General features: G+C 69.5%; 18 protein-coding genes and 5 pseudogenes. 10 read left to right on the top strand and 13 right to left on the bottom strand.

Features of this window, described 5'->3' with window-relative positions; genetic code table 11:
• Positions 1-15: 15 nt before the first annotated feature.
• From ACGF07_RS21650 to ACGF07_RS21640, 3 genes are all read right to left on the bottom strand, one after another.
• Positions 16-1,449: a CHAP domain-containing protein gene (locus ACGF07_RS21650; RefSeq protein ID WP_392901227.1), complete on the bottom strand. Its 1,434-nt coding sequence runs from the start codon at positions 1,447-1,449 to the stop codon at positions 16-18.
• Between the two features lie 312 nt (positions 1,450-1,761).
• Positions 1,762-1,899 (bottom strand): hypothetical protein, encoded by a 138-nt coding sequence (locus ACGF07_RS21645; RefSeq protein ID WP_392901225.1) that lies wholly within the window; start codon positions 1,897-1,899, stop codon positions 1,762-1,764.
• 147 nt (positions 1,900-2,046) lie between these two features.
• Entirely contained in the window at positions 2,047-2,403 is a 357-nt protein-coding gene (locus ACGF07_RS21640) for a hypothetical protein (RefSeq protein WP_392901223.1), read from the bottom strand.
• Between the two features lie 161 nt (positions 2,404-2,564).
• Here ACGF07_RS21640 and ACGF07_RS21635 point away from each other — a divergent pair, with 161 nt between their 5' ends.
• The 3 genes and pseudogenes from ACGF07_RS21635 to ACGF07_RS21625 all read left to right on the top strand — a co-directional run bounded on the left by ACGF07_RS21635 (position 2,565) and on the right by ACGF07_RS21625 (position 4,948).
• A complete protein-coding gene (locus tag ACGF07_RS21635; protein ID WP_392901221.1) occupies positions 2,565-3,578 on the top strand; it encodes a LuxR C-terminal-related transcriptional regulator in 1,014 nt (337 codons plus the stop codon).
• A gap of 539 nt (positions 3,579-4,117) precedes the next feature.
• Positions 4,118-4,462, top strand: a pseudogene (locus ACGF07_RS21630) (class I SAM-dependent methyltransferase); the annotation flags it as partial.
• Positions 4,463-4,594: 132 nt separating this feature from the next.
• Positions 4,595-4,948, top strand: coding sequence for a hypothetical protein (locus ACGF07_RS21625; protein ID WP_392901219.1), 354 nt, complete (start codon positions 4,595-4,597; stop codon positions 4,946-4,948).
• 12 nt (positions 4,949-4,960) lie between these two features.
• On the opposite strand, the pseudogene ACGF07_RS21620 reads toward ACGF07_RS21625, so the two are convergent.
• Positions 4,961-5,110: pseudogene (locus tag ACGF07_RS21620) on the bottom strand (ATP-binding protein); the annotation flags it as partial.
• A gap of 145 nt (positions 5,111-5,255) precedes the next feature.
• Here ACGF07_RS21620 and ACGF07_RS21615 point away from each other — a divergent pair.
• The 4 genes from ACGF07_RS21615 to ACGF07_RS21600 are packed head-to-tail and all read left to right on the top strand — an operon-like array spanning position 5,256 to position 8,660.
• The gene (locus ACGF07_RS21615; protein ID WP_392901217.1) at positions 5,256-6,320 is read left to right on the top strand and encodes a tyrosine-type recombinase/integrase; all 1,065 of its coding nucleotides are present in this window, start codon (positions 5,256-5,258) and stop codon (positions 6,318-6,320) included.
• Positions 6,317-6,634, top strand: coding sequence for a helix-turn-helix domain-containing protein (locus ACGF07_RS21610; RefSeq protein ID WP_392901215.1), 318 nt, complete (start codon positions 6,317-6,319; stop codon positions 6,632-6,634). Before ACGF07_RS21615 ends, ACGF07_RS21610 begins: the two co-directional genes overlap by 4 nt.
• Positions 6,635-6,649: 15 nt before the next feature.
• Positions 6,650-8,278 (top strand): integrase, encoded by a 1,629-nt coding sequence (locus tag ACGF07_RS21605; RefSeq protein WP_392901213.1) that lies wholly within the window; start codon positions 6,650-6,652, stop codon positions 8,276-8,278.
• A gap of 1 nt (position 8,279) precedes the next feature.
• Positions 8,280-8,660: a hypothetical protein gene (locus ACGF07_RS21600; RefSeq protein WP_392901211.1), complete on the top strand. Its 381-nt coding sequence runs from the start codon at positions 8,280-8,282 to the stop codon at positions 8,658-8,660.
• On the opposite strand, the gene istB is transcribed toward ACGF07_RS21600, so the two are convergent.
• Both istB and ACGF07_RS21590 read right to left on the bottom strand, forming a co-directional pair.
• The gene (gene istB, locus ACGF07_RS21595; protein WP_392901209.1) at positions 8,596-9,327 is read right to left on the bottom strand and encodes an IS21-like element helper ATPase IstB; all 732 of its coding nucleotides are present in this window, start codon (positions 9,325-9,327) and stop codon (positions 8,596-8,598) included. The genes ACGF07_RS21600 and istB overlap by 65 nt on opposite strands.
• Positions 9,324-10,157 (bottom strand): annotated as a pseudogene (locus ACGF07_RS21590) (IS21 family transposase); the annotation flags it as partial. The gene istB and the pseudogene ACGF07_RS21590, both read right to left, overlap by 4 nt.
• A gap of 80 nt (positions 10,158-10,237) precedes the next feature.
• Here ACGF07_RS21590 and ACGF07_RS21585 point away from each other — a divergent pair.
• Entirely contained in the window at positions 10,238-10,831 is a 594-nt protein-coding gene (locus ACGF07_RS21585; protein ID WP_392901207.1) for an Imm21 family immunity protein, read from the top strand.
• A gap of 52 nt (positions 10,832-10,883) precedes the next feature.
• On the opposite strand, the gene ACGF07_RS21580 is transcribed toward ACGF07_RS21585, so the two are convergent.
• From ACGF07_RS21580 to ACGF07_RS21560, 5 genes and pseudogenes are all read right to left on the bottom strand, one after another.
• Positions 10,884-11,828, bottom strand: coding sequence for a hypothetical protein (locus ACGF07_RS21580; RefSeq protein WP_392901205.1), 945 nt, complete (start codon positions 11,826-11,828; stop codon positions 10,884-10,886).
• A 191-nt stretch (positions 11,829-12,019) separates the two neighbouring features.
• On the bottom strand, positions 12,020-13,816 hold the full coding sequence (locus ACGF07_RS21575; protein ID WP_392901203.1) for a tyrosine-type recombinase/integrase: 1,797 nt from the start codon (positions 13,814-13,816) through the stop codon (positions 12,020-12,022).
• A gap of 32 nt (positions 13,817-13,848) precedes the next feature.
• A complete protein-coding gene (locus ACGF07_RS21570; RefSeq protein WP_392901201.1) occupies positions 13,849-14,871 on the bottom strand; it encodes a tyrosine-type recombinase/integrase in 1,023 nt (340 codons plus the stop codon).
• Positions 14,872-14,941: 70 nt separating this feature from the next.
• Positions 14,942-15,390: pseudogene (locus ACGF07_RS21565) on the bottom strand (IS21 family transposase); the annotation flags it as partial.
• 23 nt (positions 15,391-15,413) lie between these two features.
• On the bottom strand, positions 15,414-17,333 hold the full coding sequence (locus tag ACGF07_RS21560) for an Hsp70 family protein (protein WP_392901243.1): 1,920 nt from the start codon (positions 17,331-17,333) through the stop codon (positions 15,414-15,416).
• A gap of 215 nt (positions 17,334-17,548) precedes the next feature.
• Between ACGF07_RS21560 and ACGF07_RS21555 the strand changes: the two genes are divergently transcribed.
• Entirely contained in the window at positions 17,549-18,094 is a 546-nt protein-coding gene (locus ACGF07_RS21555; RefSeq protein WP_392901200.1) for a hypothetical protein, read from the top strand.
• Here the strand turns inward: ACGF07_RS21555 and ACGF07_RS21550 are convergent.
• Complete coding sequence (locus tag ACGF07_RS21550) at positions 18,051-18,842, bottom strand: IS5 family transposase (protein ID WP_392901198.1); 792 nt, start codon at positions 18,840-18,842, stop codon at positions 18,051-18,053. The genes ACGF07_RS21555 and ACGF07_RS21550 overlap by 44 nt on opposite strands.
• 327 nt (positions 18,843-19,169) lie before the next feature.
• Between ACGF07_RS21550 and ACGF07_RS21545 the strand changes: the two genes are divergently transcribed.
• Complete coding sequence (locus ACGF07_RS21545) at positions 19,170-19,988, top strand: hypothetical protein (RefSeq protein ID WP_392901196.1); 819 nt, start codon at positions 19,170-19,172, stop codon at positions 19,986-19,988.
• 67 nt (positions 19,989-20,055) lie between these two features.
• Here ACGF07_RS21545 and ACGF07_RS21540 read toward each other — a convergent pair.
• Positions 20,056-20,328: pseudogene (locus ACGF07_RS21540) on the bottom strand (nuclear transport factor 2 family protein); the annotation flags it as partial.
• Positions 20,329-20,571 lie beyond the last annotated feature (243 nt).

Below are 20,571 nucleotides of genomic sequence, written 5' to 3'. Positions count from 1 at the left end.
ATCGTCGGCGATCCGTTACTTGGCGAGGGTCTCCAGGTGCATGTCGCCGTTGGGCATGCCCGCGGCGGAGATGGCGTTGACGTGGCCGCCACCGTCGGCGAGCGCGGCGCCCTGCCAGGTGCCGTCGGCGTGGCGGACGTTGTCGTAGACCGAGCCGCCGGTGAGCGTCACCAGGTGCATGTCACCGTTGGGCAGCGCCGCGACGGAGACCGCGCCGACCCCGCCACCGTTGTCGGCGACCGCGGCGCCCTGCCAGGTGCCGTTGGCGAAACGGACGTTGTCGTAGACCGATCCGCTGTTGAGGGTTTCGACGTGCATGTCGCCGTTGGGCATGCCGACCGCGGCGACGGAGGAGACGTAGCCTCCGTCGTCGAAGACCTGGGCGCCCTGCCAGGTGCCGTCAGCGTGGCGAACGTTGTCGTAGACCGAGCCGCCGGTGAGCGTCACCAGGTGCATGTCACCGTTGGGCAGCGCCGCGACGGAGATCGCACCCACCGACCCGCCGCCGTCGGCGACCTTGGCCCCCTGCCAGGTGCCGTTGGCGAAACGGACGTTGTCGTACACCACGCCGCCGGACAGGGTCTCGACGTGCATGTCGCCGTTGGGCATGCCGACCGCGGCGATCTGATCGATGTGGCCGCCGCCGTCGGCGAGCGCGGCGCCCTGCCAGGTGCCGTTGGCGAAACGGACGTTGTCGTACACCGAGCCGTTGACGAGGGTGAGGACGTGGGTGTCGCCGTTGGGCAGCGAAGCGGTGGCCACCTGGGAGACGTCGGCGCCGCCGTCGGCGAGTGCGGCGCCCTGCCAGCTGGCGTTCGCGAAGCGGATGTTGTCGTACACGTGGTTGCCCGGGGGCAGGGCGGGAGCGGGGGCGCCGCTCGCGCCGGAGTCGTTTCCGCCGCGCGGCGAGACGTAGCCGCTGATGCGCTGGCCGCCCCAGCTGTAGCCGATCGCCGAGCTGTGGGTGGACTGCTGGACGATGGAGGTCGCGGACCAGTTGCCGCTCACACCGTGCTCGTTGCCGCCGATGGTGGTGATGGTGCCGTTGCCGACGGCGGTCACGAGGGCAACGTGGTCGGCGTAGCCGTTGTTGTAGTTGAAGAGGATCGCGTCGCCGACGTGCGGGGTGCTGTGCAGCCCGCCGTTGTAGCGGCCGAAGCTGCCGGCGCCCGGGGTGAGGCCGTTCACGTCGACACCGTTCTGGGCCCAGACCCACTTGGCGAAATCCGCGCACCAGGCCTCAGGGCCCCCGGTGCAGCTGCTGTAGTAGCCCTTTCCTCCTGCGCTGTTGGTCGAGCAGGCCTTGTCGCCGAGGTTCGCCTGCGCGGTGGCGGCGATGGAGCTCCCGACGCTGGCGGAGGCCGGCGAGGCGCCCAGAGCGAGGCTGATGGGCAGGAAGGCGGCGGCGGTGCTCAGCGCGGCGGCACGGCGAATGGCGGCCTTGGACATGACATGACTCCAGAAGGTCTGTGAGCAGGAAGAAAGAGATCAGGTGATGGAGTGCCGGTGACAGACCGGCGAGAAGCTTTCGGCGAGCGCGCTGCGTGCCCGTGGTTCGTCCGCGGGAGGTAGCCGCTGAATCCGTCGGTGCGGCGGCCGCCACACGTCGCGTGCCCGGCTCAGGGGCCTGGGCACGGCGGGCGGTCCGGAGGCGGGAAGAGCGTGGCGTGGGTCGTGGCGTGCGCCAGGCCGGTCAGGGAGGGCCGGGCGGCTGCCCTGCAGGAGCAGCCGGTCGGCGGGATGGTGCGGCCCGGCGCGAGGTCAGCCCCAGATCATGTTGTCGGGCTGAGCGGAAATGACCGGCTGGGCAGGAGCCGCCTGGGCGGCTACGCCGGGGACCACAACGGCGAGGGCGAGGGCGGCGACCGCGGCGGCCTTGGCGGTGACGGTGCGGAGCATGACGGTGTCCTCTTCGGGTGCGACGGGGATGGTGTGGGCTTCCGGTGTGGGCGTCCCGCGGTGACGCTCTCTCCGGTTGTCGTCCGGGCGGTGTCCCCTTCCGACGACCACTAGCTTCGTCGCTGGTCAGAGCGGGTGGAAGGGTTCTCAGCTGGACGGAAGCGTCCCTGGACCGTTCCGGCCAGGACCGGCCGGGGCGGACAGCAGGCGCTCGTAGAACGGCGTGACGAGCGGTGCGGCGACCTTCATCGCCTTCCACCCGGCGAACTCGGGCACGGCCACCAGCGCGCGGCGGCAGAACTCGGAGGCCCGGTGCTCCGCCGAAGCGAGGGAGTTGGCGAGCACGTAGACACCCAGCACGGGGTCCGGGACGGCGTCCGGATGGACGACGACGTGCTCGACCCCGTCCTCGGGGCGCACCGCGGCCCACAGGAGTTCGCGGGCATCACCGGGAAGCGGACGGCCGGGCGGAGCCGGCTGCAGGGCGGCGTGGACGAGGTACATGGACCGAGCGTGCCGAACTGGGCAATTGGCGTGAAGGGGATGGCCCAGGACGCTTGGGTCCATGGCCGGAACCGTCCGCGGGGCCGATGACCGCGATCCTCGCGGATGTGGAATGATCGCGTGCGCTCGAACGCGGGTTCTTCACGGGGGTGGGGCAGGGCATGCTTACGGCACTGGGGCTGGACGCAATCTCAGAGGCGGTCTACCGGGCGATGCTTGCCCACCCGCAGGACGGCGTCCACGCCCTCGGGGTACGGCTGTCGCTGACCGACCCGCAGGTAAGGCAGGCCCTGGACACCCTCAGTGAACTGGCCCTGATCCGTCCGTCCGCCGACCGCGAGGGCGAACTGTGGGCCGTCTCCCCCGAGATCGGGATGGAGACCCTGATGGCCCGCCAGCAGGCCGAGCTCGCCGCGCAGCAACTGCGCATCGAAGCCTCCAGGGCGGCGGCCGCGCAGCTCATCGCCGACTACGCCGACCTGCGGCCGGCCGCCAACAGCCCCGGCATCGAACAGCTCGTGGGCCTCGACCAGATCCGGGACCGGCTCACCACCCTCACCCGGGAGGTGCGCGAGGAGGTCATGACCTTCGCGCCCGACGGCGGGCAGAAGCCCGAGAACATCGAGGCCGCCAAGCCCCTGGACCTGGACCTGCTCGGGCGCGGCATCCGGATGCGGACCGTCTACCTGGACAGTGTCCGCAACAGCCCGCACACCGTCGAGTACGTCAACTGGCTCGCCTCCCATGGCGGCCAGGTCCGCACCACGCCCGCGCTCCCCACTCGGATGATCGTGGTCGACCGGACCACGGCCGTCATCCCGGTCCACAGCAACGACACCGCGGCCGGCGCCGTCGTGCTCACCGGCCAAGGGATGCTGACCGCACTGTGCGCCCTGTTCGAGACCGTCTGGGCCAGCGCCCAGCCGCTCGGCGCCACCGCCCGGCCCGACGAACACGGACTCACCGCCCAGGAGCGGACCGCCCTGACCCTGTTGGCCGACGGCCACACCGACGACGCCATCGCCAAGCGCCTCGGCGTCTCACCCCGCACCGCCCGCCGCATCGCCACCGACCTCATGGAACGCCTCGACGCCCGCAGCCGCTTCCAGGCCGGCGTGCGCGCCACCCAAGCCGGCTGGCTCGCATCCCCGTCCAGGCAGGCATCAGACCGCTGACCACCGACCCCCGACGAACAACCGCCGCCCCTGACACCGCGCCCTCCTCACAGACCCCGACACGCGTCAGTGGACACCACCGGGTTCGGACTACGCCGAACCGACCGACCTAACCTCCACCACCAAGACAAAGGGCAAGAGAGACATCTCAGGGAGCTATGAGTCAAGCGGCGGCCGTTCCACAAGACCACTCACAAGACGCCCCACAACGCGGCGCTGCGGGTCAGGTCAGCTGCTAGTCGCGGGCCACACGGAGCAGGGCGACGGCGTGGGGCACGTCCATGGAGAGCCAGGGATCGCCGTCGGTGGCCTCGGTGATCAGGCGGCCCTGGATGTAGGTGCCCCAGCCGTCGCCAAGCGCCTCGACCCAGCCGAGCAGCCGGCGGTTCGGACTTTCCGTTCCTACCGGGACCCACTGACGCTGACTTCGCCGCCCAGCACAACGCCGAGCGGCTGGGTGACAGCATCCCCAGCCCGCGATCTTGCTTCGGGCGCCCGGCTAGGCTGGCGACACGATCTGAACCTGGGGAGGGCAGACTATGGCTGGCGAGTTCGACGCGCACGAGCGGCGGATGTGGGCGGGCGCGGTAGATGCATACGCGGGGAGCTTCGCGGCCCTGTGCGGAGCAACGGCCGGGGCGCTGTTGGATGCAGCCGAGGTCGGCGCCGGGACGCGAGTGCTGGACGTCGGCACCGGGCCTGGCACGGTCGCGGCGGCGGTGCTGGCTCGGGGCGCCGAGGTCGTGGCAGTGGACGCCGAGCCGGGCATGGTGGCGCTGGCGGCCGCGAACGCCCCGGGGGCGGAGGTCCGGCATGCGGTGCTTCCCGAGCTCCCCTTCTCGGACGGCTCGTTCGACGCCGTGGTGGCCAACTTCGTGGTCAACTGTCTGCGTACTCGTTGAAGTGCTCAGCGAAGTACGGCTGAACGTGCTCAGCTCCTGCTGCGGGTGGGCGCCGGAAAAGTTCAGTTGCTCAGCCTGTGCTCGGTGTCTGCCGCGGGTGTCATGATCTCGCTTGTGAACGAGGTCATGGGTGTTCTGAGGCAGGAGTTTGATGCGGAGGAAGGAAGCTTCCTCCTTCGGCTGCGAGGTGATCTGGAATGGGACCGGGCGGCCTTCAGCCGCCTGGAGCGGGCCATGCGTGCGGCGTGCGAGCGACTCCAGGGAGACGAGAAGCTTGATCGCTGGGTCGCCGAGGGGTTCTACGAGGTTGCGAAGTGGGTTCCGTCGTGGACCTCACATGCGAACTTCCCAAGGCCGGTTCCGGACAGCTACTACGAGGACTGCATCGAGCGTCTCGGTGATCTGGCCGACTGGTACTTCCGTGGGTGGCACGACCGCTCGGCCGCAAATTCCTGGGTCGACCTCTGAAGCCGTCGTCGGTCAGGCCGCGTCAGTCTCGCGTTCGATTGCGGTGAGGCGGTTCTTCAGCCGGTAGCTGGGCCCGTTGATCGAGATCACGTCGCAGTGGTGGAGGAGCCGGTCAAGGATGGCGGTGGCGAGGACCTCGTCGCCGAACACCTGTCCCCACTCATCTGGGGCTGGCACTTGTTCCCTCACACGAGTTGCCGCTGCGACCTGGCCGTTTCCTCCTTCTGCGGTCCTCGTTGGTTCTCGCGGTAGTGCCCAGGCTTTCAAGGTGCTGCCTTGACCGTTCAGGTGCGAGGAAGGTGTGCCGGTGGCCGAGGCGAGATTGCAGGTCATCGCGGGCGGCGGCGTCCCGCAGGGTCCGCTGGTCACGGACCCATGGCTCTTCCAGGCGGCGTGCGTGGACGCGTTCGTCGCCTCCTGGCGGGCCCGCGGGTTCAGCCCGGTGACGATCGACAACGACATCGGCCTGCTGGAGCGGACGCTGACCGCGCTGGGGCGGCCGGCGTGGGAGGTGACCCCGGAGGACATCGACCGCGTCGTCGGCGACCTCGCGGTGAAGGGCCGGGCGACGTCGACGCGCCGCGAGTATGTGCAGATCTTCAAGGGGTTCCACCGCTTCCTGCAGGCCCGCAAGGCGACCGAGATCGAGGCCGCATTCGGCGTCCGACTGGTCTGCCCCGTCGACGAGTTCAACGCCTCCCGGCACGTCGGTGACGACTCCCCGGCCCTGCTGCCGCCACCGACGCCGGAGCGGGTGACCGAGTTCTTCGACTTCATGAAGCAGCGGATCGCGACCGCCAGGAAGTACGGACCCGCCGCCCGGGACTACGCGCTGTTCCGGACGCTGTATCACGCCGGGCTCCGCTCCGAGGAGGCCTCGCTGCTCGAGAAGCCGGACCTCCACTTCACCCGCGGCCCGTTCGGCAAGCTCCACGTCCGCTTCGGCAAAGGCGCCCACACCTCCGGACCCCGGCCGCGCTGGGTGCCGATGCTCGACGGCCTTGACCTGGTGCTGCGGTGGTTCCTGGAGGACGTGCGTCCGAAGTTCCCCGACTCACCGGTGCTGTTCGCCGATGAATCCGGTGGGCCACTGCATCGCGGGACGATCCGCAACCGGCTCCGCTATCTCATGGAACTTGAGGGGCGGCCGCCAGCCGAGCGGTTCAGCCCGCATGCCCTGCGGCGGGCCTGCGCGACCCACAACTACGAGCGCGGGGTTGACCTGGTGGCGATCCAGCAGATGCTCGGTCACTGGACGGTCAGCTCGACCATGCGTTATGTCCGGCCCTCCGCGACGTTCATCGAGGACGCCTACCAGCGGGCGGTCGCCAGCGCCCTGGCCGAGCTGACCGGGAAGGACACCACAGCATGAAGATCCGATGGCGGCTGCGGATGGCCGCCGCCCAGCGCGAGGTCTGGACCGGAACCGAGCTGCGGCGGCTGCTGGCCGAGAAGGCCGGCCTGGAGATGTCCTCCGCGTCGGTGTCCGCGCTGTTCACCAAGGAGCCCTCGCAGGTGAAGATGTCGACGCTGGCCGCGTTGTGCACCGCGCTGGAGTGCACCCCCAACGATCTGATCGAGGTCGACACCACCCCCGTCGAACGCCCGGCAACCCCGCCCCGGCTCGTCGCCGACACCTCGCAGGCCGTCGTCGCGGGACGCGGCCGGTCGATGCCGCCCCTGTGACCTGCGGACTTCGCGATGGGCAAGAAGCAACGGGACTGCGTCACCTGCGGTGCCCCGGTCGGCTATCTCGACCGCCAGCACTGCTGCCTGTGCCGGCGCCGAATGATGGAACAGGCCGCGAAGGAGACGTGCCCGTCCTGCGGCAAGGCCCGCGTGCTGCAGGAGGACACCGGCCGGTGCATCGTCTGTTCGCGCGTCTGCGAGCAGTGCGGCCATCCGGTCCGCGCTGCCGGGAACCGCCTGTGCCGGGACTGTCGGCGCAAGGCCGAGCGGCTGGCCGTCCAGCAGCCGTGTCCGCGCTGCGGCCGACCCGGCCGTCTGCGTGAGGAGACCGGCTGGTGCGGCTCGTGTTCCAGGCCCCGGCAGAAGCAGCCGCCACGGCTCTGCCGCGAGTGCGGTCAGCTGCGTCGTCATGCCGGACTGGGACTGTGCTCGGCCTGCTGGCAAAAGCATCCCAGCCGCCCCTTCATCCGCGGCGAGCATCTGCGCGACCGGCTCGCCGACCCGCCCGGCTGGCTCGACGACTTCGTCGCCCATGTTGCGGCCCGCCACTGCGTGGCACGTGCCTGCAGCTTCATCACCGATCTGGGCCGACTCCTGCAGGACGAGCACTCCAACTCGCCGCAGGCCCTGCTGGACAGGTCCCGCCGCCCAGGGCGGTCCATGGGCACCTTCGCGCGGACCCTGGAGGACTTCTTCACCCTCCGCGGACTGGCCCTGCCCACCGACCAGGCCGAACGACTCGCCGCCGGACGACGCAAGCGCCGCGTCGACGCCGTCCCCGAACCCCTCCGACCGGCTGTTGCCGCTTTCGACGCGTCCCGGATGCGGGCCCAGGACCGGGCCCGCCGGGCCGGCACTCGCCCCCGCAGCGACCTCACCCTTGAGGCTGCCCTGGCCACCCTTCGCGACCTGGGCGTGTTCCTCGTGGACCAGCGCGGCAAGAACGACTGGGCCCTGGTCGACGTCCACGACATCGAAGCCTTCCTGACCACCCTGCCCAGGGCCCGCAAGCGCCGGCTGACCGTGCTGCGGCAGTTCTTCGGCTTCGCCCGCCAGCAGCACCTCATCCTCATCGACCCGACCCGCGGACTGACCGCGAAGGAACCCGGCGGCTTCCGCGGCCGCACCCTCACCCTCGACCAGCAGCGCGAACTCTTCCGCCGCTGGACCAGCGACAACCACGCCCACCCGCACGAAGCCCTGCTCGGCATCCTCGCCCTGCTGCACGGCGCCTCCAGCGCCGAGGTCCGCATGCTGCAGATCACCGACATCGACCCACGAACCCAGACCGTCCGGCTCGGCAAACGCCCGCACCCCGTCCCGCTGGACCCCGCTACCTGGACGGTGCTGCAGCGATGCCTCGCCCACCGAGAAGGATGGCCAACGGACAACCCTCACGTCATGGTCACCAAAGGCACGAAAGCCGGGCGAACTCCAGCGTCAACTGCCTATCTCTCTCACGTCCTTGACGACTGCGGCTACCCGCCCCGAATGATCCGCAGCACCCGCCTCGTCGACCTCGTGAACACGATGGACCCCAAGCTCGTCGCCGCTGCTTTCGGCATGGACCCCGAGGCCACCCTCATCTACCTTGCTGATCACATCGACCCCGGACGCCTGCCCGACCAGCAAAGGAACTGACATGCGGCACCTCATCCCCGCCTTCGCCCTCGGCGCCCTCCAGCGCGGGAAGCAGATCGAGCAGTTCCTTGGTGCCATCGAAACCGACGGCCGGCCCGGGCTCCGCTGGATCGCCCTCAGCCCCAGCCGCACGGGCGTCACCATCTACCTGAGCGAGGTCGAGGATGTCGGCACCGACACCTTCCTCGACATCACCGAGTTCCCGCCCCTGGACCCCGACGAGGAGACGTGGGGCCGAGAGGTCGCCGTCCTGCCCACCCCCGAGGAAGCTCTGTACCTGGCAGAGCACGAACTCGCCGCCGACCCCCAACGCTGGGTCAACGATGGCGTCGTCTGCGACGAGTACCAAGATTTCCGGGCCGCACGCAGGTCGAACCCGTGAGGCTTCGGCGCCACCTGGCACGAGTTCGCCGGAACATGTGCGCTTTGCTGAAGGTCTTGTTCGAGGTCAGGATGATCGAGCCTTTCTCGTAACGCTTGGAGATCACCTGGAAGACCAGGTTCGCCTCGGCGCGTTCCAGGGGCTGGTAGCCGACCTCGTCGACCACGAGGACGCTCGGCCGCAGGTAGGTGCGGAGTTTGCTGGTCAGCCGCCCGGCGGCCTCGGCGGCCTTGAGGTGTCTGACCATGTCGTCGAGGCTGGTGAAGTAGATCGAGAAGCCAGCCCGGCAGGCCGCGACCGCCAGGGCGACGGCAAGGTGGGTCTTTCCGACTCCGGGCGGCCCGAGCAGGGCGGCGTTGGCCTTGGCCTCGACGAAGGAGAGGGTGGCGAGGTCCTTGATCTTGCGCGGGTCGAGCTCGGGCTGGAAGGAGAAGTCGTAGTCGTCCAGCGTCTTGTGGTGCGGCAGCTTCGACAGCCGCAGGTTCTGGCGGAAGCGGCGGTCGTCGCGGACGGCGAGTTCCTCGGCCAGGACCAGGTCGATGAAGTCGAGGTAGCCCATCTTGGCCTCGTCGGCCCTCTGGGCGTACTGGTTGAGGCTCTCCGCGAGGTGGGGCAGGCCGAGCTTGGCGGCCATGGTGCGGATGCGGGCGCTGACCAGTTGGCTCAACTCGACTCCCTTGTCGTGGGGTTGGCGGTGAAGGGGCGGGTGCCGGTCAGCTCGTCATAGACCGACAGGGGCCTGCGGCCGACCTCGACGTGGGCGGCGGCGGCCCGATTCAGCAGAGCGCGGAGCGGGCCGGCCTCCTCGCCTAGGGGCTGCTCGTGCCGGGGCCGGGGCAGGACATCGCCGGTGGTGACACGGCGGGTGTCGCCCTTCGGCAGGCCGTCCCAGTGGCGCTGGTCGACGATGCGGGCGCCCCGGCCCACCGCCCGTGAGTGGACGGCCAGTAGCGTGCTGCCGTTCGCGTCGGGAACCGTGGCGTGCAGGATGACCTGGAACTTCGTGGCCCGGATCTCGACCAGCTGACGGGGTCGGACCTTGCGGGCCGGAACCGAGTAGAGGTTGGCGTCGAAGGCCACCAGGCAGTCCTTCCCGACATGCCGCAGGTGCCGCTGCGTGACGACGTAGGGCGTTGTCGGCAGCGGGCGCAGGGCCATGTGGTCGCGGACCGCCCGGTGACCGATGACCTCTCCGTGGGTGCCGTGGACACGGGCCCGCCGCAGTGGCACCCAGGCCGTAAATGCGGCGTCGAGTTCCTCGACGGAGGAGAAGGCCCGGCCGGACAGGACGTGGTCGCGGACGATGGAGACCTGCCGCTCGACTCTGCCCTTGCCTTGCGGGCGATAGGCGGCGAGCACGTCGATGTCGAAGTCGTAGTGCCCGGCGAATGCCACCGCCTCGGGGTGCAGCGGGACCGCCTCGCCCGGGGCCACGTGTCGGCGGACCACGGTCTTGGTGCGGTCGTAGACGATCGTCATCGGCACCCCTCTAATATGCGGGTCTCGCTGTCAAGCCACCGGTTGTGCTGAGATCAGCCCGAGAGCTCGTTGTCAGTGGCCGAGAGGACACTGGCGTCGTGAAGACGCTCTCCTCTGCCACCGCTGGCTCGCACGAGCCTTCCCCCGTCTGGGTCGAATCGATGGGCGGCCCGCTGATCGCAGTGCCAGTTTCCGCGCTGGCCCACTGGCATGGTTGCACCGAGTCGGGAATGGTCATCGGCGACGGGGACGATTTGGACGACTACGACCGCGCCTGCGAGGTGGAAGGTCTGGCCGGGGTGATTGCTGTCGGCAACGAGGGCGCCCGGGGACTCGTTCTGGCGGATGAGCCTGCCAGCAGCTTCTATATGCCGGAACACCAGGCCTTCGTCCGCTGGCTGGGCGCCAACAGCGAGGCCGATCTGATCGCCGCAGCTCAGGCGGTGCTCGCCGACCCCACCACCGAGTGGGAGGACTGCGGCGTCTGGGAGACGGACGGTCCTGCCGTGCTCATGGACTCCGTGACAGCAGGGGCCGATCTGGGCGTCGAGTTCCCGAATGGCGGGGGCCTGCCGGAGCAGGCCCCCGTCCCGCTCGGGCCTGGCAGCTGGATGGTCCGCGCCGTCCACGCCTCACCGACCGAGCACATCTCGGTGGGCGTGATCCAACTTCTGCCTCGGCCATCGAACTGAGTGCCTGCCGAGAGGCGTTACCGAGGTTCGCCCAGTTCAGCCGCAGGGCCTCCTATGAATTGGTCCAGCGGACTGGGTGACCAGATGGATCTGTGGTGAGCCAGGTGCCGTCCCCGAGAGGGCGGATGTCGTAGGGATGTTCCCCGCGCGCGTCGAGTTCGGCTTGGACTTGGCCAGAGCGCGCATCGACCTGGTAGTGGTGGAACCACTCCTGCTCGTCCTCGGTTTCGCCGGCGATGGTGACGATGATGGTGTCCGGGCTCAGGTAGCCGCCGCACCATTCCACGTAGGCCTCGTCCGGGTCGTGTCCGAAGGCATCGACCGAGAGGGTGAACGCCACCCCGCCCTCGGGGTAGGCGTGGATGGCGATATCGGCCTGGTTGTGGTCAACGGTCATGAACTGGCGGCCATCGGGCGACAGGTCGATGAGGCAGCGATCGTCCCAGGGGTAGCAGAAGAGATCCATCCCGGCCTCGGTCAGTGAGGCGCGGTAGATGACCGAACCATCCTGTCCTTCTCCCACGTCGAGGAGGACTTGACCGCTCGTCCCGTGCAGCAGTTGCACTCCGCCGTGCCCGACGGTCTGCAGATCCACCTGCGCGATGACCGCTCCGGACTGGGCGTCCAGGGCAACCCACTGGTCGGGTCGGTCACGGCCGGCCATGGCGTCAGGGCGGTAGACCCACACCACGCGTCCATCCAACGACAGCACGCAGCCAGGCTTGTGTCCGTGTCGCTGGACCGACTCTGGTTCAAGGGCTGACCGCCAGACCTCGACTCCGTCCGGCGTCACGCACACGACCGCGTTCAGGGTTGTGTAGTAGGCGCGCTGAAAGTCAGCGGCAGTGGCGTGGTCGATGACGTCGTCCCCGGGAGCCGGCGGACAAACCATGGCGGGTGGAAGCACGCCACTGGCCTTGGCAGCCAGGTCGTAGGCGCAGATGCGTCCGTCAACGAGCCGCGTGATGATCTGGCGGGGGTGCCGTGATTCAGCCATGCCCGGAGGTTAGCGGCAGCGACGGACCTTCAGGGCAGCCGCCCCCTGGCTGCCCTGCCTGCTGCAACGCACCCCGGGACCGGTATCGACCATGTCTGATCGGCCCAGTAGCCGCCCCAACACCACAACATCCTCTCCCAGAGGGATTGAATACAGCTTCTGACCGAGATGCGCCCACGGTCGGGAGGGGATCAGGACGCTTCTCCGTCCAGTCGGCTGAGGAGTCCATCGAAGATCTGCTCGCGGGCGACTTGTCCCTTGGCCGCCGCGTCGTCCCGCTGGCGCTCGAGAGTGGGGCGGAACTCGATGGTGGTGACAAAGAACGTGCAGGACTCGCAGATCGACTCGAAGTGGCAGTCCATCTCGACGGGGCGCGCGCAGTAGCCGTTGCCGAGCATCCGGCGGTGCATTTCCCGGCGGAGCTTGGCCATCTCCGTTCCCTCCGCGTCGGCCGGCAGCCGACGCGGGGCGTCGTAGAGCGCCTCGACCTTCTCCGAGACGGCGAAGTACTCGTCCGCCACCGTCCGGTCGGCGATCCGCGCGTAAACACGCGTCATGGACAACGACCGGTGACCGAGCAGAGCGGCGATCGCCTCCAGGGACATGCCGCGGTTGATCGCCTGGGTGGCCAGCGTGTGTCTGAGCTGGTGGGGCGTGACCCGGCCGAGGCCGGCCCGTTCCGCGGCCGTGCGGACGGCTGCCTCGATGCGGGAGGCGTTGACCGGGCGGCCGTGGTCGGTGAATAGCAGGTTCGACCGTAGGCCCTCGGGCCGGTGCAGCAGCCAGTCGTCCAGCAGAGTCTTCAGCTGCGGGTGCAGGGGGACATAGCGGTCGGTGTGCATCTTGCCGACCGGGACACGCAGCCAGTAGGCGGACCCGATCTGGACCACCGCGTCGATTGTGAGACCGAGCATCTCGCTGCGGCGCATCCCGGTGCGGGCGAGGATCTCGATGGCCAGCCGCGCGAATGGGTCGGGGTCCTGGCGGGCGGCGGCCAGCAGTTTGGCGGCCGCCGCGTCGTCGAGGAAGCGGGGCAGCGGCTCGTCCGCGATTGGGAAGTCGCTGTCGAAGACCAGCTGGCGGGGCGGCCGGTCGTCGGCGTCCCACTCGTCCAGGCGGCGGAAGAACCCGCGGAGCTTGCTCAGCCGGTCGCGGACGGTGTGCCGGTGCAGTGGCCCGCCGCGGGCGGTCGGTCGTTCCAGCAGCCACTGCCGGTAGCGTTCGACGTGCCGCCGTCTGAGGTCGGCCACGCACCCCACCGTCGTATCCTCGTCGGCCACCAGCAGGGCGAACTCCCGCAGCGTCAGCTCGGCGTTCTTCACGGTGCCCGGCCGCAGCGTGCCGCCGATCTGCTGCAGGTAGTGCTGCATGCTCTCCGCCAGGCGGGCCGGGACGCGGGCCCACTCCTGTGCGCGCATGTCGGCCCGGTCCGGAGAGCGCCTTCGCGGCAGCTGGTCGGACAGGCTGCAGTGGAACAGTGTCGCCTCGAGATTGAACAGGGCTGTCGAGAGGGCCTTCACCCCGCGGTTGGGGATGCGGCGGGCCGCTTCGAGCAGCAGGCGACGTCCCTCGTCCCAGTCGGCTTGCCGCAGCTCGTGCGGCTGTCGGCCGAACAGCGCGACGAAGTGGGCCAGCAGGTTGAACTGGGACATCGCGACCGTGTCACGGAAGCCGAGCGAGCGCGCGGTCTCCATGAAGCGCAGGTGCAGTTCCGGGTCGGTGCGAGCCAGCACGATGCCCAGGCGCGGGCGCCGGGCGACCAGGTAGTCCGCGCCTGGCCGAATGCGTCCGGTCACCGCGAGCCAGCTGATGAACCGGTGCGTCTCGTGGTTGAAGGCGAGCTGGCGTTCCAGCGGCAGGCCGGCGAAGTCCGCGAGGTCCGGGACGGCGGCGAGCAGGGCACGGGCGCCCCAGCGGACCTTGTGGTCGATGTTCATGCCCTGGGCGGCGCGATGGGCGAGGTAGTACTCGACGAGGTCAGGCCGCACGATTGGCAGGGCCGCGGCTCGGGCCCGGCGCATCAGACGCCCGTCCTGTCGGCATCGATGGCGGCGCTGGCCTGCAGGTACTGCTCGGCGAGCCAGCTGTTGGCCAAGTGGATGTAGATCCGGGTCGATTCGATGGAGCGGTGTCCGGCCTGGGCCTGCACCGCTTCCAGGGCCATGCCCGCCTCCCGCAGCCGGGTCAGGCAGGTGTGGCGAAGCTGATGGCAGGTCAGCCGTGGCAGTCCTGTCCGTCTCCGGACGCCCTCGAGGATCTCGTCCAGGCCTGCGGCGGACAGCGGCTTGCCGCGGGTCGGGCCGCGCAGGACCACGAACAGCCGGTCGTGATCGACCGGGGGACGCTCACGGTCCAGGTAGTCGCCGACCGCTGTGAAGAACTGCGCGGAGATCGGTATCAGACGCTGGTGACCGCCCTTACCCTCGCTGATGAAGACCCGGCGCTCGCCCGGCGAGAGGTCGCCCAGCTGCAGACCGAGCACCTCGCAGCGGCGCAGGCCACCGAGGAGCATCGCCAGGACCATGGCCCTATCCCGCGCGGTATTCAGCGCACCCAGCACCGCCTCGACCTCGCCGGGGCCAAGAACGCGGGGCAGAGTGCGCGGCGTGCGCAGCAACGGTGCCCCGCGATTGCCGCTCCGCCTGCGGTTGGCCAGCCCGACCGGCACCGGATTGCGTTGAACGGTCACGTCGTCGCGGGTCATGAGGTAGCCGAACAGCCCCGAGATGCTGGCGAGTCGACGCTTGATGGTCCGCGCCGACAGCCCCGCCTCACCGTCCTCGAGCCGGATGACCTTCGGCCCGCGGCGCGGTGCCTTCTGCGCGGTGATGAACGCGAAGATGTCCGCCGTGACGACATCGGTCGGCTCTTTGGGCACCGCCGAGAAGAAGACCTTCAGGTCGTAGGCGGTGGCCAGCAGGGTGTTGGGCCGACAGCGGGCTGCGACGAACTCCAGGTAGTCGTCGACCAGCGCATGCCCCAGCGAGGCCGCGGGGTTGCCCGCAGCATCGACGCGTCGTACCAACTTCGGCTGCCAGGCCATCCGCGCTCCTCGACGGGAGCGACCATCCTGACCGGAAACACGAGATCGCGGAAGAGTTGTCACCCACATAACCGCCGAAGTGTGCGAACGCCTGACGGTGGCAGTCGAAGAACGTCGCCAGGTCCTGGCTGGTGGTGAAGCAGCAGAACGGATCGCGGGAGTAGGACAGGACCATGTGGAAGGAGTAGACCTTCGGGATTCCGAGATGAGCGAGGATCCCGCCTTCGTCGCCCCAGTCGACCTGGGCCTGGGCGCCCGGAACGACCTCGAACCTGCGGTGCAGACCAGCCAGTTCACCAGGAGCAATACCCAGCTCCTCGGCGATACGGGGCCGTGCTTCCTGGAGGTAGAGCTTCACCCGCTGGTAGTTGCCGGTGAACCCGTACTCGGCGACCAACCGCTCGTGGACCACCGCGCCCTTGATCAGGATCTCGGACCGCAGCATCGCGTCGATCAGACCAACCTTCTTCGAGCCTGTCCACTCGGCGCTCGGCGCGGCGGCGAGATCGGAGCCTGCGCGTGCCCGGTGACCTGCGAGCCCGTCACGGCTCCGGGCGGCGTGGTGCGCGGGCGAGGCGGGCGACGGCCCTGCGGATCAGGGTCGGCTTGCACCACACGTCGCTGAAGAACAGGACCAGTCCGGGTAGGAGGAGGAACGGGCTGCCGACGTTGTTCTGCGGATGGGCCCAGGCCATGACGCCGGTGCCGGTCATCAGGAAGCCGGCGGCGCGGCCGATGCCGAGCAGACAGCCTTCCGCTGTGGTGGCCGCGGTCACGTCGTCGGGGTGGATGCGGGCCTTGCCCGACCTGAGCAGGTCCACGGCCTGCTCCTCGGTCCACCCCGGCAGACCCGCCCGCAGTTCGATCTTCGGTACACCGCTGTGCCCCGAGGAGGGAGCCGTACTGGCTGCGCTGCGCGGTGCCGAGCCGGAACTGTTCGATCGGCGCTGGTCCTCGGCCGCCGGGGCGGGGTCGGAGGCGGGTTCCTCCGCGACCAGGGCGACGGGATTCACCGGCGCGGGCGCGAGGGGCGGGCGCAGGTCCATCCGCCACTGCCGTCCACTGGCCACGTCAGTGGCGACGGCCAAGACCTCACCGGCATAGTCCACCTCGAGGGCGACCTCGATCCGCGCGGGCCCCGAAGCCGGCACGCGCAGCCCGTCCAGGAGGAGAGTGCCGAGGCGCTGCCGGGGGGAGGTCGAGGAGCTGCCGGCCTCATGGATGGTGACCGCGACGGGCCGTGATCCGTCCTGCCGGAGCGGTTCGGCGGTCACGAAGGTGTTGGAGCCGCGGGTGGGCCGCAGCGCGTCATGTTCGATCAGCCACACCGCCTCACCGCCCTGGACTTCGACGCCGACCCGTCCGAACACCGAGTCCACCAGCACCAGATCGCGGCGCGCACCGGTGATGATGCCCGCCTGCAGGGCAGCGCCCGCGGCGGCCTCGTGCCCGTCCAGCACCCTCAGCGGTCGGCCGCGGAACACCTGGCGCACGGCGTCCTGGACGGCGGGCATGCGTGCCGCGCCACCCGCCAGCAGCACCAGATTCACTTCGGGCGCGGTGACGTCCAGGTCGGTGGCCAGCTCGCGCAGCAGGGCGGTGGCACGCTGCCGTAGCGGTGCGGTGAGCTCCTCGAACCGTGCCCGGGTCAGCGTCTCTTCGAGGTGGACGGGGCCGTCGGGACCAGTGGCCAGGTACGGCAGGTGCACGCTCGTGGCCGAGGACGCCGACAGCGCCGACCTCGCCCGCTCCGCGGCTTCCCGCAGCCGCTGCACCGCCGCCGCGTCGCCGCCGCCCACGTCCACACCCCACCGCTGGCGACACCCTTCGGCGAGATTATCGGCCACGGCCTGGTCCCAGTCGTCACCGCCCAACCGCGCATCACCCCGCACCCTGCGTATGAACACGCCGTCCCGGTCCAAGTCCACCGCCGTCGCGTCGAAACCGCCCGCGCCGAGCCGCACGACCACACCGTCCCGACTCTCACCCTCCACGAGCCGCTCCGCCGCGTAGGCCAGGGCAATGCAGGAGCTCTCGTGGACCAACCGCAGCACCTCCAGCCCAGCCAGCTCCGCGGCCTCCCGCAAGGCCCTTCGCTGCGCCGGACCGAACCCCACGGGAACGGTGAGGACCGCGCCGCTCACCGCCTCGCCGGCGAACGCCTCCGCGTCCTGCTTGAGCTTGCGCAACAGCACCGCGGCGATCTGCGGCGCACTGTAGAACCGGCCGTCGACCTGCGCCCGCCAGTCAGTACCCAAACGGCGTTTGACGGCGCGAAAGGTGCGGTGGGGGTTGGCGGCGGCCTGCCGCAGAGCCGCTTCGCCGACGAGCACGCCGCCGCCGTCCGTGAACGCGACGACGGACGCCGTGGCGGTCGAGCCCTCGGCGCCCCTCACCGGGACGGGCCTGCCCTCGCTCAACACGCACACCGCAGACCAGGCCGTACCGAAGTCGATCCCCACCACACCGGCCACCGCTGCCCCCAGCCCCACGCACCGCCACCGTTCCCGGCCCAGCTGAACAAGACGATAGGCCAGCCTACGCACCGCCGGGCAGAGGACCCCTCAGTGGCTGTTGCCTTTCCGGGGGCGAGGGCTGTGTTTCCGCTGTTCAGGCATAGGGTCGCTGGCCTCGGGGAGCGATGACGTGTTGAGTCGCCGCTCGTGTGGAGGTCGGGATGCCGTCGGTTGTGGGGCTGCTGGAACAGCGTGAGCTGAGTGCTCGCCGTCGTGTGGACGACCTGCGAGCGGAGGCCGACCGTATCCAGGCCGAGCTGGTGGTGGCCGAGCGGGAGTGGAACGAGTGGGTCGTCGCCCGTTCGCGTGTCGACGAGGTGCTGTCCCCGGGCGGAGGCGACGGTGCCGGCCCGGATGCCGCCGAGGGGCCGTCGGATCGCGGTGAACCGTCGGCTCGGCCTGCATCTTCGGGGGCGGCGAAGCCGAAGTCCGTGGTGCCCGTGTGGCGTGCGGGGCTGGCCTGGTCGGCACTGTCGGTGGACTACCAGCGCATCCTGCAGGTGCTCGCGGACCGGAACCGTCTCGGCCAGGGGCCGCTGACGTGCCAGGAGATGGCCGCCTGCTTCGGCCTGGACCCGGTGCCCGGGAAGATCGAGGCCCTGCGGTCGAAGGCGAAGCGGCTGACAGCACGGGGCTGGCTTGCCGAGCCGGCACCGGGCCGGTTCACGCTCGCGAAGGCCGTGGCCGGGCAAGGCGCCGGGTCATGAGCATCGTCGCCGACCAGTAGACCATCGCCTCCGCGCTGGTGGTGGAGCGTTCGAAGTCCCGCACGAGGCGACGGCTTCGCATCAGGTGGACGAAGAACCGCTCCACGATCCACCGCTTGGGCAGCACCACGAAGCCGCGCATGTCGTCAGTGCGTTTGACGATGGCAAGGACCAGGGCGAGGGCGGCCAGGCAGTACTCGACGAGGCTGCCGGTGTAGCCGCCGTCGGCCCAGACCAGCGCCAGCAGATGGTGCGCGGCGGTCACCTGGGCGAGCAGGACGTGGGCGGCGGTGCGGTCGCCGATGTCCGCGGCGGTGACCATCACCCCCAGCAGCAGACCGAGCGTGTCGACCACGACGTGGCGCTTGCGGCCGTTGATCAGCTTGCCGCCGTCGAAGCCACGGCTGTCGGCGCCGACAACGGCGTCCGCCTTGACGGACTGGGAGTCGATCACGCCCGCGCTCGGCTCCGGATCCCGCCCCGCCCTCTCCCGGACCCTTCCACGCAGCCGGTCGTGGAACTCCTTCACCAGACCGTGGTCGCGCCAGCGGCGGAAGAACGCGTAGACCCGGTCCCACGGCGGGAAGTCGGCCGGCATCGCCCGCCACTTCGTTCCGTTGTCGACGAGGTAGCGGATCGCGTCCAGCATCGTCCGGTGGCAGTAGGCCTCCGGCTGACCGCCCCGGCCTCGCAGCCAGCCCGGCACCGGCAGCAGCGGCCGCACCACCACCCACTCCGCGTCCGACATGTCCGTCGGATAGCGGCGCTCGCGGGCCCCGTGGTCGGCGGCATTCCCGAACCTGTGAGCGAGGCAGTCACACGCGAGAGTGACCGACGTAGACCCCGCCTCCGCGATGGCGTAGAACTGCGACAACAGGGCCTCCTGGACCGCTCTTTGGCGTAGACACCCTTCGAGCTACCAAGAGGCCCTGCTTCCATACCGACACCGACCACGATCACCCGATCGAGACAAGTCGGGAGTGACGTGGTCACGGGATCGCTGATCCCGGCCGCCTGGCCTCTCGGGCATAAAATTGTCGAGCGTCGCCGAGCTGCCCAAGGCTAGGTTGGCGCGGTGCATCCGATCCGTTTCGAGGCCGCCACGACAGGCGGCGTCCATCTCTTCCACTACCTCCCCGGCAATGACCTGGCGGTAACCCGGCACTGGCCTGGCCTGCGACAGGAATGGCCTCAGGAGAGGACGCCGTACACCGAGTGGGCCGTGAACAACAACAACATGGAGGAAATCGCCGTCTATGTGGGCCTGGTGTGGCGTCTGACGGCTGGCCTGGACCGCTATGTGATCCCGACGTACTACTGCGACGACGCCGAGCGTTTTCTGAAGCAAACGCCGATGCCGGTGAGCTGGGAGTACGAGATCGACGCCAAAGCGCCGACCACCACCACACGGGACAAGGGCTTCGTACCTGGTCGTACCGCAAAGCCCCTTCGGGCAGAGCCGACCGCCGCAGAGTTGGACAACGCCGGTCGTGCGGGCTTGTTCCGGTTGTCCACGCCTCGCGACCTGGTATCCGCGCTCCACGCGGTGCTCTTCGACGCCTCGTCGGAGACCACGGTGTTCGCAGTCGCCCCCGGACCGGAGCGTCTCCAGCGTCTGGTGAGCACGTTGAGCGGCCCAACTTCCCCTACTCTGGCGGACGTCCTCGAGGGCGAAGGGGTATTCGTGGACCTGACGATCGGTTCGGATTTCGACTACTACGACTCGGTCATGGTGGCGTCGCGCACCGATCTGCGGCACCGGGTCGATGACCTGGCTGCCGACTATGCGCGCAGGATCTCGGCATATGAACTGCGCCTGGACGAACTCGCGAGTGTTCCGGACTTCCTCCGGGCAATGCCGGAGCTCGCCGGTGTGGTCTTGGACGCTCCCTGAGCCCGCGGTCACTCGATCAAGACCCCAGTTCGACCGGCAGGCCGCTCGATCGGTACGACAACAGCCACTCACCGGTGGCGAGGAACTCTTGCTCCGCCATGTCGAATGAGTCCCAAGCGGCTCCCATCGCCAGGAAGAACTGCGTCATGCCCGAATGCCCGCGCCAGGTGCCTCCATAGGGCAGGGAATCAGCTTGATGCAGCACCACATCCGGTGCGAAGAAGGGGGCGAGCAGGTCGAATGAAGCCTCGTCAGGGCCTCCGGCTGCAAAGTACTGCGCCTCGGCCGCATACATGCCGGTGAGGACCGTAATCGAGTCCGTAGTGGATGACATCGCCATGCCGCCAGTGTGATCAGCAGGGACAGACCACGCTGGCGGCAATCAGACATCGATATCCCTGCACAGCGCCAGCACTTCCCCTGTGATGTGTCCGGCGCCTGCGTGAGCGGCCGGACCAGCCGACGCGGTACCCCCAGAAGGTCGTTGACGGGCTCTCAGTGGCGGTGATCGATCCGCTGCTGCCGGGGCGGGCTTGCACGGACGGACACGCCGGGCGGTGATCTTCGCGGAGACCTCAAGTCC

This window comes from Kitasatospora sp. NPDC048194, from assembly GCF_043202455.1.
Taxonomy (GTDB): Bacteria; Actinomycetota; Actinomycetes; order Streptomycetales; family Streptomycetaceae; genus Kitasatospora.
The sequence above is the reverse complement of the archived record's forward strand: the minus strand, read 5'-3'. Positions and strand labels throughout refer to the sequence as shown.